Genomic DNA, 15,201 nt, shown 5'->3' on the forward strand with positions numbered 1-15,201 from the left:
CTTTGCTACCATACCCGCTAAGATGTTACACTCTTGTGACACGCAGAGGGGAAAGGCGGGATAATGATCGTAGAAACCAGATACTACGCACTTGGAAATGAACATAGCGCGCAGGAATGGGGTAGCATCGTCGCAACCTTGGCCCAAGGCCAAAAATCAGGGGAACAGGTGGTTGAACAAACCTATCTGGATACCTTTGACTGGGCCTTGTGCCGTAACGATATTTCATTCATCTACGAACAAACCGATGCAAACCATTTACGGATCATGACTGATCAGCGAGGGGTAAAGATGCCAGCCCCTCAAACCGTCGAAAACCTTCCTGTCTTTCCCAAAGACATTCCCGACGGAAAAATGCAAAAGATGGTCGCCAAGCTCGTCGGTTTACGCGCCCTTCTTGTGTTAGCGCAGATCAAATCCGAACAGATCATTATCCATGTCGAAGACAAAAAGGGACGTGTGCGCGTCCGTCTCGTTGTTGAAGTCAACTTCCAACGCACAGCACCCCGGCGTAAAATGCTGGAATTGGGATGTCGTCTGCGCATTGAATGCCTGAAAGGTTATGAAAAAGATTTCGCCAAAACTTTACCCCGTTTTGCAGGACTTACACCGTCCAGTCAGAAAGTCTTTTTTGGACAAATCATGGAAAATATCGGAAAAACCCCGATGGATTATTCCAGTAAATTAAAGATCAAGCTGGACCGTGATATGCGCGCGGATGAAGCCTTGAAGGCCATTCTAAAAGACCAGCTTACACAAATTGAAACCAATATCGACGGCACCATTGCCAACACCGATACGGAATTTTTACATGATTTGCGCGTTGCCGTTCGCCGTTCACGCAGTGCTCTCAGCCGTTTGAAAGGGGTTCTACCCCCTAGCATTCAAGACCGTTTTTCACAGGAACTGGCATGGATCGGTTCCATCACGACCCCGGTACGTGATCTGGATGTTTATCTTCTGGATTATCCGAAATACCGGGATCAACTTTCAATCCAACAACAAGAAAACCTGCAGCCTTTATATTACTTCCTATTAAAGCAACATGAAATGGCCCGTCAGGAATTGGTCCATAACCTCAACAGTCGGCGCTTTCGCGATTTTCTGGTCAAATGGCGCGCCTTTTTAGACAAACCTGTTCCCCAACGCCCCAGCGCCCCGTTCGCGGTACAGGAAATCGGTACCATTGCCGACAAGCGCATCTGGAAAACCTATACCCGCGTCATTGCAGAAGGCAGTGCCATTGACACAGACACCCCGGCGGAAGCCTTACATGACCTACGCAAAACCTGCAAAAAACTGCGTTACCTCTTGGAGTTTTTTGCCAGCCTTTACCCTACAAACCAGGTCAGTGAACTGGTCAAAACATTAAAAGGCTTGCAGGAAAACCTCGGTGATTTTCAGGATTTGGATGTGCAGGCGGAAAAATTACATAATTTCTCGGCTCAAATGATGCAGGACGGCGAAGACCGACCACAAGTCTTCATGTCAATGGGGGTCTTGGTCGAAGGTTTTATGAGCAAAAAAGAAATTGTGCGAACTGAATTTGCCGAACGCTTTGCCTCTTTTTCCTCAAAAGCCGTTGAAAAAGACTTCCGCCAATTGGTGAATAAAGACAAAGCAGGCAAAAAGAAAGTCGCCCTGAAGGCCCATATCGAAAATGACGAGACGGTTTCTTAAGAATACTCCTCTCTCAAGGTCGTTTGAACCGTCTTTAAAACCTGTTTCCAATTGCCAAATTCCTGCTGACGGAACAAGCGGATACTGTCATACCAATAACTGTGCGTTGTCTCTTCCTGCCAGCGCCAATCCGCACATTGGTCCAACAATAACCACACCGGCTTGCCCATTGCCGCCGCCAAATGGGCAATGGCTGTATCCACACTAATGACCAAATCCAACTGGGCAATTAACGCTGCCGTATCCCCAAAATCCTGAAGACGATTCGTCACATCAATCAAATGGTCAACCTTGGGCAAAGGCGCATTTGCATCCACCTGTAAAGAAACCCAATCCAGATGTGCCAATGTAAACAGATCGGCAAACTGGCCCAGATCAATGGATCGCAAATGATCTCGCAAATGCGCCGCCCCTCCGTGCCATGCAAAACCGATCTTGGGTTTCTTGTTTTTGGGCAGATCCTGAAATCCGTCATAAGATGCGCGTAAATACCCTTCACGGTGTGGCATCCGTTGCACGCTGATATCCATAAAGATTGCCAAATCCATCAGATAAGACTGGTAATCAAATGCATCCGGATTTTCTACCGTTTCGCAGACCGTAATTTGCGGGATAGCATGTGCAATCAACCGGCATAAACTTTTACGGCACAAAAAAGTGACCTTCGCCCCGCGTGCCGCCAGTTCAATAAGAAAACGCGAAAACTGAATAACATCGCCTGCGCCCTGCTCGCAATAAACAAGAATATCTTTGTCTGTAATTTCTTCACCATTCCATATAGGAACTCGGCATTCAGGACGTGAATTTGAAATTTTCACACCGTCATAACGCACGCGATATTTTTGAAAGCCTTCTTTCAAACGGCCTTGTTTCAACAAAACATGCGCATCGCGCAAGGCAAGCTGCTGATTTTTAATCCCATAGGATTTGGCTAAATTCAGGAAATGAGCTGCCTTGTCAAATTCGCCAATCTCTTCAAAGAAAACATGTAAATGCAGGTAACTTTCCCCATGCATGGGATCAAGTGACAAGGCACGAAAATAAGATGAAATGGCCGCCCGCGGATTGCCGCTATCACGTTGTGCAGCCCCTTGAACCCGCCAGATTTCAACCCGGTCCGGATCGCCCTTTAAAGAACGTTGCGCACATTGAAGGGCCGCCACATAGTTTTTTCCCATGTAAAAGACAACGGCCAAATCCCCCCAGTACTGTGGGCTTGAAGACGTTTTTTCTTCCAGCCGCGCCAAGATCGGACGCACCTTTGCCGTCTCGCCCGTTTTTGCCAACAGATAACACACAAACGCCATTGCTTCACAAGGTGCTTCCTTTGTCGACAAAAGTTGGTTTGTCATCTCAAATGCACGTTGATTATCCCCTTCGACATAAGTCAATCGGGCTTGCGCCAACAAAACATGTACATTGTCTTGTGGTAACTTCATCAATAAATTACGTGCATCCTGTACTTGTCCGCGACTCAGACAGCACAAGACATAGGCAACCGCTTGGGTCAATGTCAGTTCTTTTTTCATAAGGGCCAGCTTAGCCGATTTCAATCAAAAGAAAAGGCCCCTGCAGCAACAGGAGCCTTTTTAAATCAGATATATAAAGCGATTTAAGCGCCAGCTTCCATCTTCACAATTGCTTCAGCCTGTGCCACCACTTGTTTTGCGGTAACCACATGCAGGTTTTCAATCAGTTTGCCGTCAACGACAACAACGCCTTTGCCTTCTTTTTCCGCATCTGCATGGGCGGCAATAATTTTTTTGGACCATTCAACTTCCGCATCGGACGGGCCAAAGATTTCATTGGCTTTTGCAACTGTTTTCGGATGGATCAACGTCTTCCCGTCAAAGCCAAGTTCCTGTCCCTGCTTGCAATGTTCCACAAAACCTTCATCGTCGGACAAATCCAGATAAACACCGTCCAAAATTGCAATACCGGCTGCGCGGGCGGCCAAAATACAAACGTTTAACGACATCATAAAGGGCAGACGCATTGGCGTATGGGCACAGCGTAATTCTTTCGCCAAATCCGAGGTTCCCATGACGAAACCGCCCATACGATCAGTCGAATCGGCAATTTCTTCAGCATGTAACATACCGCGTGGGGTTTCCATCATACACCAGATTTTCATCTCGGCAGGCGCACCGGCGCCATCCATGATCGCTTCAACCTGACGAACCGTGTCTGCGCTTTCCACCTTTGGCAATAAAATCGCATCGGCACCGGATGTAGAAGCCGCAACGATATCGTCATAGCCCCACGGCGTGTTTAAACCGTTTGTCCGGATAAGAATTTCACGCATGCCGTAACCGCCTTCTTTGACGGCATCAACAATTTGTTGGCGCGCGACTTCTTTGGCATCCGGGGCGACGGCATCTTCAAGATCGAGGATCAAACCATCCGCGGGAAGGGTACGCCCCTTTTCCAGTGCGCGGGCGTTGGACCCCGGCATATAGAGGACACTACGACGAGGACGTGCTGTTGCAGCCATTGGACTATTTCCTTTGCAATTAAGTTTTCTGTTATTTCGCAATTGCGGAAAAATATAAACAAAAGTTTCTCATTGGCAAGCCCGCATGATGGGGTATAACTGCAAGAAAACAGCCTAAAAGAATGTAAGCGTATGAGCATCTTATCAATTCAATCCTCTGTCGCCGTTGGTCATGTCGGAAATTCGGCTGCCGTCTTTCCCTTGCAACGCCTTGGTTTTGAAGTCTGGGCCGTGCCGACTGTTCTGTTCTCAAACCATCCGGGTTACGATTCTCATGCCGGTGCTGCGGTTCCCATTGAAACCATGCGGGCGATGGTCGACGGGATCGATAATCTGGATCATTTCGCCCATTGCGAGGCAATCTTATCGGGCTATCTTGGCAACGTAAAAGCCGGGCGATTCGTCCTTGAAACGGTTGAGCGCATCAAAGGCATTCACAAAGACACCCTTTATTTTTGTGATCCTGTCGTTGGCGATATGACACGCCGCCTCTATGTCAAAGATGAAGTCGCCGCCTTTGTTCGCGATGAATTAGTCCAGCATGCGGATATTCTCGCCCCTAATGCTTTTGAACTGAAATACCTCAGCGGGCGTTCGCAAGAGACGTTAAGCGATGCCATGTTTGCGGCAGATGCCCTGCGCGCACGCGGGCCAAAAACCATTTTAATCACCTCTTTGCGCGGGCGAAAAGGCAACACCCCGACCCTGTCCAACGTCATCGTCAGTGACCAGGGTGCTTGGCGTGTCACCGTTCCACAACGGGCCTTGCGGGCAAAAGGCACCGGCGACACCTTCGCCGCCCTGTTTCTCGCCCACCACTTGCGCGGGGAAACGGCACAACAGGCATTGGAACTGGCGACCTCGACCCTATATGGTATTATAGATGACACACTGCGCCATGACAGTGACGAACTCCGCCTGATTGACGCCCAAGCCGAATATCTTCATCCAAGTTTTTATATAGATGCCGTTAGGATTGGATAAATGATTACCCTCGTTCTAGGTGGCGCACGATCCGGGAAATCGGCTTATGCAGAAAAAATAATCGAGGATTTAGGCGGTGGGATCTATCTTGCCACCTCGCGCGTTTGGGATGCGGAAATGGCGGAACGGGTACAAATTCATCAGGCCCGGCGCAACGATCTATGGCGAACCATTGAAGAACCGGTCGCAATTCACGATATCATTGCTAACACAGACAAACCCATGCTCGTCGATTGTCTGACCTTATGGCTGTCCAATCTGATGGAGATGGAAGCCGATATCGATCAGGAAACCGAACAGCTTTGTCGTGCCCTGAAAATGGCAAAACAAGACGTTGTACTGGTGTCTAACGAAGTTGGACTGGGCATTGTGCCCGATAATGCCTTGGCCCGAAAATTTCGTGATTTGGCAGGCAAAATTAATCAAACGGTAGCGCAAACCGCCGATCGTGTGATATTTGTCGCAGCCGGACTTCCCCTCACAATGAAAGAATAATCCATGAAGATACCTGCAACTGTCATTACCGGTTTTTTAGGCGCCGGTAAAACCACTTTGATCCGCCATCTATTGGAAAATGCCAATGGTAAAAAAATTGCGTTGGTGATTAACGAATTCGGTGATTTGGGCGTTGATCGCGAAATGGTTAAAGGGTGTGGCATTGCGGGCTGTGAAGACGAAGATGGCAACGACAATGTAATTGAACTGGCAAATGGGTGTATCTGCTGCACTGTCGCGGATGAATTTCTACCAACGATGGAAGCCCTTTTGGAACGCGACAATCTGCCCGACCATATTGTCATTGAAACCTCTGGCCTTGCCCTGCCCAAACCATTGGTCAAAGCCTTTAATTGGCCAGAGATTAAAACACGTGTAACCGTGGATGGTGTGGTCACGGTTATCGATACCCATGCCGTTGACATGGGGCGTTTTGCCGATGATGAAGCCACGATACAAAAGGTTCGTGAAAGCGATGAAAGTCTGGATCACGACAACCCGCTGGAAGAACTGTTCGAAGACCAGTTGCAATGCGCCGATATGGTCTTGCTGAACAAAACCGATCTTGTCGAAGCTACACGCCTGACAGAAATTAAATCCGATTTGCAGGCCCGCGTACGTGATCATGTCAAATTCATTGAAACAGATCACGGTCAGGTTGACCCGACCATCCTGTTGGGGTTGGACGCAGCGGCTGAAGACGATTTGCATCATCGCCATTCCCATCACGAACACGACGACCACGATGATGATGACGACCATGACCATCATCACGACCACAGCCATGATGAATTTGAAAGTTTCTCTGTCTCGCTTGGTCCGATTGCAGACCCGGTCGATCTGGAAAACAAATTGCTGGCGCTTGTCGATGCCCATGATATTTTACGGATTAAAGGCTTCCTTGATGTCCCCGGTAAACCCATGCGCCATGTCGTACAGGGTGTGGGGCCGCGTTTCCAACGCTATTTCGACCGTCCGTGGGCAAATGATGAACCACGCACCAGTCAACTTGTGATTATCGGAAAGCATGGGCTGGACAAAGCAGCTATTGAAAAAGCCCTTGCATCGTAAGCAAAAATAGCCACCTTATCCTATTAGATAAATTACAAGAAATGTAACAAATGGTAGAAATATCTATCATATAAAACCCATCTAAACAGGTTATAGGTCATATATTTGCGCTTAAAAGGTATCTTCGTTTCTGCAATTTTTTTGTTTTTTTCCGCTGGAACATATGCAAATGAAATCACATCCATTCATTTGCCGGAAGGCGTTCTGGCGGAAAAAACGGCGGTTGGCTATGTCGGTGCCTTCCCGGATCTCTTAAATGAAGCCGCGCACAGGCTGAAACGTCCGATCGCCCTTTATGCCGGACCGTGGGTGCGTTCACAAAAAAATGCACAACGCATCCCCGGGGCCGCGATTGCCCCGCTGACCCGTATCCCGGAACGCGAAGATCAATATGTCTGGGTGGAAGAAATTCTTCCGCTGAACCTCACCTTCCTGATTATGAGCGGCACAAACGCCCAATATCAAAACATGGATGAGCTGAAAGGAAAACGTATAGGTGTTCTGCTCGGATCTGTTGCCGATGCCATGACGCGCACCTTGCCGGATCTGCGCAAATATGTTGTGTTATCTTCAACCGGTGAATCGTTGAGCAAACTCTTACAACATGGTCGAATCGACGGTTGGTTAATTTGGGATATCGTTGGTCTGGAAAATATGCGTAAGTTTAACCTTATGCCTTTTGTTAAAACAACTTTTTCCTATACCATCGGCCCCCTTTATCTGGCAACAAACCCAAGCGTCAGCATAAAGGAAGTCCAACTCTGGCAACATGCCCTTCGCGAGATGAAACAGGATGGTACAATTGCCACAATTATCCGCCAGCATTACGGCAACAAAATTGTTGCCGCCCTCAAAACAACACCGCCTTATTCGCCGGGAACCCCGACAGAAGTCGAATATTCAAAATGAAGTTCTTCATCGGGGTGCGCATAAGCATGGGCAGAGCGCGCTGCCATTGCCGCTTCGGAAAAACCGCATAAAATTAATTTAAGCTTATTTTCATAAGTCACAATATCGCCCACGGCATACACTCCGGCCAAACTGGTCGCCATAGAGGTTGGGTGTACACTGAGATGTTTTTTATCCAGTTCCAGTTCCCATTCTGCAATCGGGCCCAGATTTTGCGACAAACCGAAGAACGCCAGCATGACATCAGCTTCGAGGTCGCGTGTATTGCCATCAAAATCTTTAACAACAACCGCCCTTAACTGATCCCCATCCCCTTTCAGTCCGTCCAACTGATAAGGAACAACCAATTCGATTTTGCCGTCTGCGGCCAATTGTTGCATCTGGGAAACACTTTCCGGCGCCGCGCGGAATTTCGGGCGGCGATGAACCACCTGCACAGACTTCGCAACATCAGCCAAAGACAGTGCCCAATCAACCGCACTGTCACCACCACCAGCAATCACGATGCGTTTATCGCGGAACTCTTCACGTTTGCGTACCATATAAAAGACGGATTTGCCTTCATATTGCGCCAACCCGTCCAGCGGCGGACGGTTCGGGCCAAACGCCCCGACACCGGCGGCGACGATAACCGCCTTGGCGTTGATTTGTGTCCCTTTGTCGGTTTCCAGATTAAAACTGCCATCTTCCTGTTTTTCAAGTTTCGTGACTTGTTGAGAAAGATGATAAACCGGATTGAAAGGAGCCGCCTGTTCTTCCAGCTTGTTAATCAGATCACCGCCTGTAATGGACGGATGGGCGGGAATATCGTAAATTGGTTTTTCTGGATACATGGCCGTACATTGCCCACCGATCATGTCCAGCGCATCAATAACATGGCAGTTCATTTTCAGCATACCACATTCAAACACGGCAAACAGTCCGGTCGGGCCTGCGCCGATGATGGCAACGTCAGTTTTCTGCATCTCAGTCATTGATTTTAACCTTTTAAGAATTTACGAACCAATTGGCCCTAAAATGCGATGAAAAAGAGGCCGAAGTCTAGTATTAAGTTGCCATGAAAATAGAAATCAAAAACCAAAACGAAACCGAAGAAATTGCCCAGCGCCTTGCCACCATCGCCGAACCCGGTGATGTCATCGCGCTGCATGGGGATTTAGGGGTTGGGAAATCCGTCTTTTCGCGCGCCTTTATCCGCGCCATGACCTCCCCGGACGAAGAAGTCCCCAGCCCGACATTTACCCTCGTTCAAATCTATGAGACCGAGGCCTGTGAGCTTTATCATTTCGATATGTATCGCCTTGATGCCCCCGAAGACGGTTTAGAACTGGGGATCGAGGAAGCCTTTAACGATGGGATCTCGTTGATCGAATGGCCCTCCAAACTGGGCGCGTATCTGCCGTGGGATTGCCTGAACATCAAAATTTCCCATAACCCGGCAGACCAAAACGCCCGGCATTTTGAATTTTCGTCACAAGGTCGCTGGCTCGACCGCCTCAAGGAGATTGCCCTTGTCTGATCGCCAAAAATTACGCCAACGTTTTTTAGAAGAAAACGGATGGGGCGGAGTGGATTGTCCCTTGCTGGCCGGGGATGCCTCTTTTCGCAAATATTACCGTTTAAACCGCAATGACCAACAAGTCGTTTTAATGGATGCGCCTCCGCCACAAGAAAATGTGCGCCCCTTTGTTAAGATCGCCAAATTTTTGGTCAAACACGGTTTCAGTGCACCGCACATTTTGGCCCAAGATGCCAAAAACGGCTTTTTGTTGATCGAGGATCTCGGCGACGATACCTATACTCGGCTCTTGCAAAACGGCGCGGATGAACGACAACTTTATAAACTGGCCACCGACGTTCTGGTCGAACTGCACAAAGATGTCGCAGAACTGCCAGACGATACGCCCAAATATGATCACGAATTGCTGACGACTGAAGCTCTGCTTTTACCTGACTGGTGGATGAAAGCCGCCTTTGGCGACACTTACGTCAACGATGATATGCGCGAAAGTTATATTAAGGCTTGGCAACCCTGTTTTGATTATCTTCAAGATCAAAAACAGGTTCTTGTGCTGCGCGATTATCATGTCGACAATCTGTTGCTGCTGCCGGGTCGCCATGAATGGGCGGCTTGCGGATTACTGGATTTTCAGGATGCCGTTTTAGGGTCCGGTATTTATGACCTGATGAGCCTGCTCGAAGATGCCCGGCGCGACATAAAACCGTCACTCATTGAAGAAATGAAAATGCGCTATACTCGGGCCTTCCCGGAACTGGAACCGGAAGAATTCGATACCGTCTTCGCAATTTTGGGGGCGCAGCGCCATGCCAAAGTTATCGGTATTTTCGCCCGCCTGTGCATGCGTGACGGCAAACCGATTTATCTGCAACATATGCCGCGCGTCTGGCGTTTGTTGGAAAGGTCGCTCAGGCACCCGATGCTGAAAGATGTCAAAACGTGGATCGACCAACATATCACCAAAGAAGCCCGAGGGATTCCCGCATGTCTGAACATATAACCTCCGGCATGGTTCTGGCGGCGGGACTGGGCACCCGAATGCATCCCTTAACCCTGCATACGCCCAAACCCCTTATCAAGGTCGCCGGGCGGACAATGGCAGATCGGGCCTTGGATCGATTGAAAGAAGCCGGTGTGAGCGATGTTGTCCTGAACATCAGCTATCTGGGCGAACAAATCGCCAGCCATTTCAAAAATCGCACAGACATGAATATCCAGCTTTCAAACGAAGACGAACCGTTGGAAACAGGCGGCGGTGTGCAAAAAGCCCTGCCCTTGTTAAAAGGAAAGGCCTTTTTTGTCCTGAATGGGGATGCCGTTCTCTTAAACGGACCAACGCCGACCCTGCGCCGAATGAAAGATTTCTGGAACGCAGCGGATATGGATGTGTTGTTGCTCTTGCTCCCCAGTGCCAAGGCCATCGGGTACAATGGTCCCGGTGACTTTACGCTGGACAACCGTTCCATCCCGGCCTTTCGCGAAGAACGCAACACCGCTCCTTACGTCTTTAGCGGGGTACAGATTTTGGCACATAACACGTTTGAAAACCGCCCAAGAGGCAAATGGTCCTTGCGCGAAATTTATCAGGATGCGATTACCAAAGGCCGCGCACGTGCACTTGTTCATGATGGCGATTGGTTACATGTCGGAACACCGGAAGGGCTGGAAGTTGCCGAAGATTACTTTGCAAAGCTTGCTTGACGTTCAAAACCGCTGGAAAAAAGCGGGACTATTGATCACGCTTGGCCTCTGTGTTGTTGCAGCCCTGCCACCGATTTATATTTTGCCGTTGGCTTTTATCGGCTTTTCCGGACTGTTTCTTTTGCTGGATCGCTGCACAACGGCGAAACAAGCCTTTTTCACCGGTTGGTTCTTTGGTGTCGGTTTTTTTGGCGGTGGTCTTTACTGGCTCACCAATGCCTTTCTCGTCAATGCGGGCAAACATGGCTGGCTTATTCCCATTGCTGTTCCCGCCCTTGCCTTTGCGATGGGGCTGTTTATCGGCCTGACAACCCTGAGCGCCCATTTCATGTGGCGCAATCAAAAACATCCGTCTCAAGCCTTCGCCCGGATTATCCTTTTTGCGGTTGCATGGACCCTATGGGAATGGGTACGAAGCTGGATTTTTACCGGTTTTCCGTGGAACCTCGCCGGAACAGTTTGGGCCTTCAGCGATGTTATGATGCAACCGGCAGCCTATGTCGGTGCTTTCGGTTTCAGCCTGTTGAGCGTCTTGGCCCTCAGCCTACCTGCATGCTTTTACTATTTGGAAGGGAACAAAAGGGTTCTTCCCCTTCTCGCCTGCCTTCTCATTCCCATCCTATTTGGGGTTACGGGCAGTCTGCGTTTACAAAATGCCAATGTCACCTTTTATGATGAGATAACGCTCCGCCTTGTGCAGCCTAATATCGATCAGGCCCATAAATGGGACAGAAATCTGAAAATCGCCAATTTTAATCAGCATCTTGAATTAAGCCTTGCAAAAAGCACAAACGGCAAAAGGCCCAGCCACATTATCTGGCCCGAAACGGCCGTGACCTATGCTTTAAACCGCGAACCCAATGTGCTGCGGGCTGTGGCCTCTGTTGTGCCACCCGGCGGTGCTGTTCTCACCGGCACACCACGTATGACACCCCGGGGGCAAGAACCTTTTCAGGTATGGAACAGTCTGCTTGTCGTGAATGAAAAGGCGGAAATCACTGCCGTCTATGACAAATCCCATCTCGTCCCCTTTGGTGAATACATCCCCTTTCGCCGCTTTAACCCTATTCCCAAATTAACAGCGGGTATGGTCGACTTTAGCGCGGGTGATGGAATACAAACCCTACAGATAAAAGGGCTACCTTCCTTCAGTCCTCTGATCTGTTACGAGGTTATCTTCCCAGGCTCGGTTGTAAATGAAGTAAACCGCCCTCATTGGTTGTTAAACTTAACAAACGATGGATGGTATGCTGACAGCCCCGGCCCTTATCAACACTTAATAAGTGCACGTATGCGCAGTATTGAAGAAGGCCTCCCCTTAATCCGCGTTGCCAATACAGGGATCACCGTAGCGACCGATGCCTATGGTCGTGTGCTGTCTCACCTGAATTATGGACAGCGCGGTTTCATTGACGTTCCGCTGGCAAAGCGATTGGAACACCCTCCTTTCGCAAGCAGCGCCGCAAATACTATCTTAATGGGTCTAATCGGCTTTTTATTTCTTATCGCTCAGGTCAGTTTTGCTATATATCGTAAAAGATAATATTCAATCTTTGGTTATTTTTGGACAAAACCCTTCTACTCTGGTTGAATTCCCGTCCAGATGTTTGCTATAGTCCGCCCAACTGCAGAGTCGGGATAATCCTGAACTGGTGTGCGAATTGGGGAAATTAAGGAACATGGACGAACTTGCGAAACCTGCAGGCTTGCCGAAAAAAAAGCCCGGAGAGACGAGTCCCATCGACATTCATGTTGGTGCACGCTTAAGGCAACGACGAACTTTATTGGGGATGAGCCAAGGTAAGCTGGGCGATACCGTCGGACTGACCTTTCAACAAATTCAAAAGTACGAACGTGGTGCCAACAGAATCGGCGCAAGTCGACTTTATGATCTCAGCCGCGTTCTGGATGTCTCTATTGCCTATTTTTTCGAAGAGATGCCCGACGAAATTAGCGAACAACGCTATAAATCCGTCAACAAACACCTGAGTAATGATGTCAGCGCGTTTGAAACCGATGATATCACCCGGCGTGAAACACTCGAACTGGTCAGAAATTATTACAAAGTTTCAAACCCCTTGGTGCGCAAGCGTCTTTTTGAACTCGCCAAAGTACTTGCGACGCAGAATATTTCAACAAACGAAAACACTTGACCTGATAACCATTTCTGATACAAATCCTTCCAATATTTCTGTGGAAAAACCCGCAGAAACATGGGGGGATTTGGATCGCTTGCGCACCCATGTCAAAAAATGTCGCTAAGTGGGCTTACAGATAATCGTGCCCTTGATCCATTGGTTTAACTTTTGATCGAAAGGCGCTTATCATGGCTCTCGACAAATATCTTTTTACGTCTGAATCTGTTTCTGAAGGTCACCCGGACAAAGTCTGTGACCGTATCTCCGATTCCATTATTGATGCATTTTTGGCTCTCGACCCGCATTCTCGCGTTGCTGTTGAAACCATGTGTACGACAAACTTTGTCGCACTCGCTGGTGAAGTTCGCGGCCCGGACGAGATGAACCACGAAAAATTCAAAGAAATCACACGCCAAGCTATTAAAGACATCGGTTACGAGCAACGCGGCTTCCATTGGAAAGATTGCGAAATCACATCGCAAATCCATTCTCAATCTGCTGATATCGCCCAAGGTGTCGACGAAGGCACAGGCACCGATACAGAAGAAGGTGCCGGTGACCAGGGGATTATGTTTGGTTACGCTTGTAACGAAACACCGGAACTGATGCCCGCCCCGATTATGTATTCCCACCAAATCCTGCGCCGCATGGCTGAAGATCGCCATTCCGGCAAAGTCGTCGGTTTTGGCCCGGATAGCAAATCACAGGTCACATTGGCTTATGAAAACGGCAAGCCGGTTCGTGCGACGTCTTTGGTTGTATCGACACAACATGACGAAAGCCTGTCTTTGGGCGATGTTCGTGAACTGGTTCTACCTTATTTCGAAGAAGTTCTGCCCGAAGGCTGGTTGCCGGCAGACAGCGAAATTTACGTTAACCCGACAGGTCGTTTCGTAATCGGTGGTCCCGATGGCGATGCGGGTCTGACAGGTCGTAAAATCATTGTTGATACTTACGGTGGGGCGGCCCCGCATGGCGGCGGTGCGTTCTCCGGTAAAGATCCGACCAAGGTTGACCGTTCTGCAGCTTATGCCGCACGTTATCTCGCGAAAAACATTGTGGCAGCCGGTCTGGCTGACAAATGTACCATTCAGCTTTCTTACGCAATCGGTATTTCCAAACCGTTGTCCGTATATTGTGACACAGCCGGTACAGCACAGGTTGACGAACAGAAACTGGCAAAAATCGCAGCCGAAATCATGAACCTGTCGCCGCGCGGCATTCGTGAACACCTGCAACTGAACCGTCCGATTTATAAAGAAACATCAGCTTACGGTCACTTCGGTCGCACACCGACAGCGGAAGGTCACTTCTCTTGGGAGAAAACCGATCTGGTTGACGAACTGAAACGCCAGTTCTAATTCTGGCTTAAAACAGTTGAGATTACCTGCAAACGCGGGTATGCATGGCCCCTGTCTCGTACAGGGGCCATTTGCTATGTGGAAAGAAAATGTCAGATAACCCGGAACTTTATACCACACGTCTGCGCACGTTTGGTCGCCGCCAAGGCTACAAACTGAAACCCCGTCAACAAGAACTGGTCGATACACTTCTACCGTCCTTACGCTTGAGTGCCCCGCAAGACGGTCACCAAATCGATCCAAACACTGTGTTTCAAAAACCCGTCAAGCAAGTCTGGTTTGAAATTGGCTTCGGCGGCGGGGAACATGCCGCCGCACAAATTGCCAATAATCCCGACGTCGGCATGATTGCCTGTGAACCCTTTATGAACGGTGTGGCCAGCCTTCTGGTCCATATTGACAATCAAAACTTACAGGAACGGGTTCGCATTCTGGATGATGATGCGCGTTCTTTACTTGATAGCCTGCCAGATTCCAGTCTGGATCGAATGTTTCTGCTATTTCCTGATCCCTGGCGCAAAAAACGCCATGCCAAGCGACGTTTTATTGGTCACGAAAATTTGGAACTGGTTGCCCGTGTCCTCAAATCCGGTGGCGAATTCCGTGTTGCCAGCGATCATATGCCCTACATCGACTGGACACTGGAACATCTGTCAAATCACAGTGATTTCGAATGGATCTGCGACGGCCCGCGAGATTGGCGCATCCGCCCCAATGATTGGCCCCCAACCCGTTATGAACAAAAAGCGTTGAAACAGGGTAAGCCCTGTATATACCTGAGGTTTAGACGTAAGTAGACAGATACTCAACTCTATGTTATTTTTCTTACCAACACTACGGCTAGGTACT

General features: G+C 49.0%; 15 protein-coding genes. 12 read left to right on the plus strand and 3 right to left on the minus strand.

What is annotated here, in order from left to right; genetic code table 11:
* The first annotated feature begins 63 nt into the window (after positions 1 to 63).
* A complete protein-coding gene (locus ACN0VA_RS00545; RefSeq protein ID WP_417819252.1) occupies positions 64 to 1,680 on the plus strand; it encodes a CHAD domain-containing protein in 1,617 nt (538 codons plus the stop codon).
* Here the strand turns inward: ACN0VA_RS00545 and ACN0VA_RS00550 are convergent.
* Together ACN0VA_RS00550 and ACN0VA_RS00555 are read right to left on the minus strand one after the other, a co-directional pair.
* Complete coding sequence (locus tag ACN0VA_RS00550) at positions 1,677 to 3,209, minus strand: glycosyltransferase family 9 protein (RefSeq protein ID WP_417819253.1); 1,533 nt, start codon at positions 3,207 to 3,209, stop codon at positions 1,677 to 1,679. The two genes, ACN0VA_RS00545 and ACN0VA_RS00550, sit on opposite strands and share 4 nt — an antisense overlap.
* Before the next feature lie 83 nt (positions 3,210 to 3,292).
* On the minus strand, positions 3,293 to 4,174 hold the full coding sequence (locus tag ACN0VA_RS00555) for an HpcH/HpaI aldolase/citrate lyase family protein (RefSeq protein ID WP_188663623.1): 882 nt from the start codon (positions 4,172 to 4,174) through the stop codon (positions 3,293 to 3,295).
* A 132-nt stretch (positions 4,175 to 4,306) separates the two neighbouring features.
* On the opposite strand from ACN0VA_RS00555, the gene pdxY reads away from it, so the two are divergent.
* The 4 genes from pdxY (at position 4,307) to ACN0VA_RS00575 (ending at position 7,633) form a co-directional block, all read left to right on the plus strand.
* Positions 4,307 to 5,158: a pyridoxal kinase PdxY gene (gene pdxY / locus ACN0VA_RS00560; protein WP_417819254.1), complete on the plus strand. Its 852-nt coding sequence runs from the start codon at positions 4,307 to 4,309 to the stop codon at positions 5,156 to 5,158.
* On the plus strand, positions 5,159 to 5,653 hold the full coding sequence (gene cobU / locus ACN0VA_RS00565; protein WP_417819255.1) for a bifunctional adenosylcobinamide kinase/adenosylcobinamide-phosphate guanylyltransferase: 495 nt from the start codon (positions 5,159 to 5,161) through the stop codon (positions 5,651 to 5,653).
* Between the two features lie 3 nt (positions 5,654 to 5,656).
* The gene (gene cobW, locus ACN0VA_RS00570) at positions 5,657 to 6,724 is read left to right on the plus strand and encodes a cobalamin biosynthesis protein CobW (RefSeq protein ID WP_417819256.1); all 1,068 of its coding nucleotides are present in this window, start codon (positions 5,657 to 5,659) and stop codon (positions 6,722 to 6,724) included.
* Positions 6,725 to 6,865: 141 nt separating this feature from the next.
* A complete protein-coding gene (locus tag ACN0VA_RS00575; protein WP_417819257.1) occupies positions 6,866 to 7,633 on the plus strand; it encodes a substrate-binding periplasmic protein in 768 nt (255 codons plus the stop codon).
* On the opposite strand, the gene ACN0VA_RS00580 is transcribed toward ACN0VA_RS00575, so the two are convergent.
* Positions 7,591 to 8,607, minus strand: a complete 1,017-nt coding sequence (locus ACN0VA_RS00580; protein ID WP_417819258.1) for an NAD(P)/FAD-dependent oxidoreductase — start codon at positions 8,605 to 8,607, stop codon at positions 7,591 to 7,593. The two genes, ACN0VA_RS00575 and ACN0VA_RS00580, sit on opposite strands and share 43 nt — an antisense overlap.
* Before the next feature lie 83 nt (positions 8,608 to 8,690).
* On the opposite strand from ACN0VA_RS00580, the gene tsaE reads away from it, so the two are divergent.
* The 7 genes from tsaE to trmB all read left to right on the plus strand — a co-directional run bounded on the left by tsaE (position 8,691) and on the right by trmB (position 15,149).
* Entirely contained in the window at positions 8,691 to 9,152 is a 462-nt protein-coding gene (tsaE, locus tag ACN0VA_RS00585) for a tRNA (adenosine(37)-N6)-threonylcarbamoyltransferase complex ATPase subunit type 1 TsaE (protein ID WP_417819259.1), read from the plus strand.
* Complete coding sequence (locus ACN0VA_RS00590; RefSeq protein WP_417819260.1) at positions 9,145 to 10,152, plus strand: aminoglycoside phosphotransferase family protein; 1,008 nt, start codon at positions 9,145 to 9,147, stop codon at positions 10,150 to 10,152. Before tsaE ends, ACN0VA_RS00590 begins: the two co-directional genes overlap by 8 nt.
* Complete coding sequence (locus tag ACN0VA_RS00595) at positions 10,137 to 10,853, plus strand: nucleotidyltransferase family protein (protein WP_417819261.1); 717 nt, start codon at positions 10,137 to 10,139, stop codon at positions 10,851 to 10,853. Before ACN0VA_RS00590 ends, ACN0VA_RS00595 begins: the two co-directional genes overlap by 16 nt.
* Entirely contained in the window at positions 10,795 to 12,396 is a 1,602-nt protein-coding gene (gene lnt, locus ACN0VA_RS00600; protein WP_417819262.1) for an apolipoprotein N-acyltransferase, read from the plus strand. The genes ACN0VA_RS00595 and lnt overlap by 59 nt, the downstream gene beginning before the upstream one ends.
* A gap of 136 nt (positions 12,397 to 12,532) precedes the next feature.
* On the plus strand, positions 12,533 to 13,006 hold the full coding sequence (locus tag ACN0VA_RS00605; RefSeq protein WP_417819263.1) for a helix-turn-helix domain-containing protein: 474 nt from the start codon (positions 12,533 to 12,535) through the stop codon (positions 13,004 to 13,006).
* A 173-nt stretch (positions 13,007 to 13,179) separates the two neighbouring features.
* Positions 13,180 to 14,352, plus strand: a complete 1,173-nt coding sequence (gene metK, locus ACN0VA_RS00610; RefSeq protein ID WP_417819264.1) for a methionine adenosyltransferase — start codon at positions 13,180 to 13,182, stop codon at positions 14,350 to 14,352.
* Between the two features lie 89 nt (positions 14,353 to 14,441).
* Positions 14,442 to 15,149, plus strand: coding sequence for a tRNA (guanine(46)-N(7))-methyltransferase TrmB (gene trmB, locus ACN0VA_RS00615; RefSeq protein WP_417819265.1), 708 nt, complete (start codon positions 14,442 to 14,444; stop codon positions 15,147 to 15,149).
* Positions 15,150 to 15,201 lie beyond the last annotated feature (52 nt).

Source organism: Terasakiella sp., from assembly GCF_048267425.1.
Classification (GTDB): domain Bacteria; phylum Pseudomonadota; class Alphaproteobacteria; order Rhodospirillales; family Terasakiellaceae; genus Terasakiella.

Excerpts from the sequence above, each read along its gene's own strand:
- ACN0VA_RS00545 (WP_417819252.1), top strand. The coding sequence starts at position 64 with ATGATCGTAGAAACCAGATACTACGCACTTGGAAATGAACATAGCGCG.
- ACN0VA_RS00580 (WP_417819258.1), bottom strand. The coding sequence starts at position 8,607 with ATGACTGAGATGCAGAAAACTGACGTTGCCATCATCGGCGCAGGCCCG.
- pdxY (WP_417819254.1), top strand. The coding sequence starts at position 4,307 with ATGAGCATCTTATCAATTCAATCCTCTGTCGCCGTTGGTCATGTCGGA.
- cobU (WP_417819255.1), top strand. The coding sequence starts at position 5,159 with ATGATTACCCTCGTTCTAGGTGGCGCACGATCCGGGAAATCGGCTTAT.
- ACN0VA_RS00595 (WP_417819261.1), top strand. The coding sequence starts at position 10,137 with ATGTCTGAACATATAACCTCCGGCATGGTTCTGGCGGCGGGACTGGGC.
- ACN0VA_RS00605 (WP_417819263.1), top strand. The coding sequence starts at position 12,533 with ATGGACGAACTTGCGAAACCTGCAGGCTTGCCGAAAAAAAAGCCCGGA.
- tsaE (WP_417819259.1), top strand. The coding sequence starts at position 8,691 with ATGAAAATAGAAATCAAAAACCAAAACGAAACCGAAGAAATTGCCCAG.
- metK (WP_417819264.1), top strand. The coding sequence starts at position 13,180 with ATGGCTCTCGACAAATATCTTTTTACGTCTGAATCTGTTTCTGAAGGT.
- lnt (WP_417819262.1), top strand. The coding sequence starts at position 10,795 with ATGTCGGAACACCGGAAGGGCTGGAAGTTGCCGAAGATTACTTTGCAA.
- cobW (WP_417819256.1), top strand. The coding sequence starts at position 5,657 with ATGAAGATACCTGCAACTGTCATTACCGGTTTTTTAGGCGCCGGTAAA.
- trmB (WP_417819265.1), top strand. The coding sequence starts at position 14,442 with ATGTCAGATAACCCGGAACTTTATACCACACGTCTGCGCACGTTTGGT.
- ACN0VA_RS00555 (WP_188663623.1), bottom strand. The coding sequence starts at position 4,174 with ATGGCTGCAACAGCACGTCCTCGTCGTAGTGTCCTCTATATGCCGGGG.
- ACN0VA_RS00550 (WP_417819253.1), bottom strand. The coding sequence starts at position 3,209 with ATGAAAAAAGAACTGACATTGACCCAAGCGGTTGCCTATGTCTTGTGC.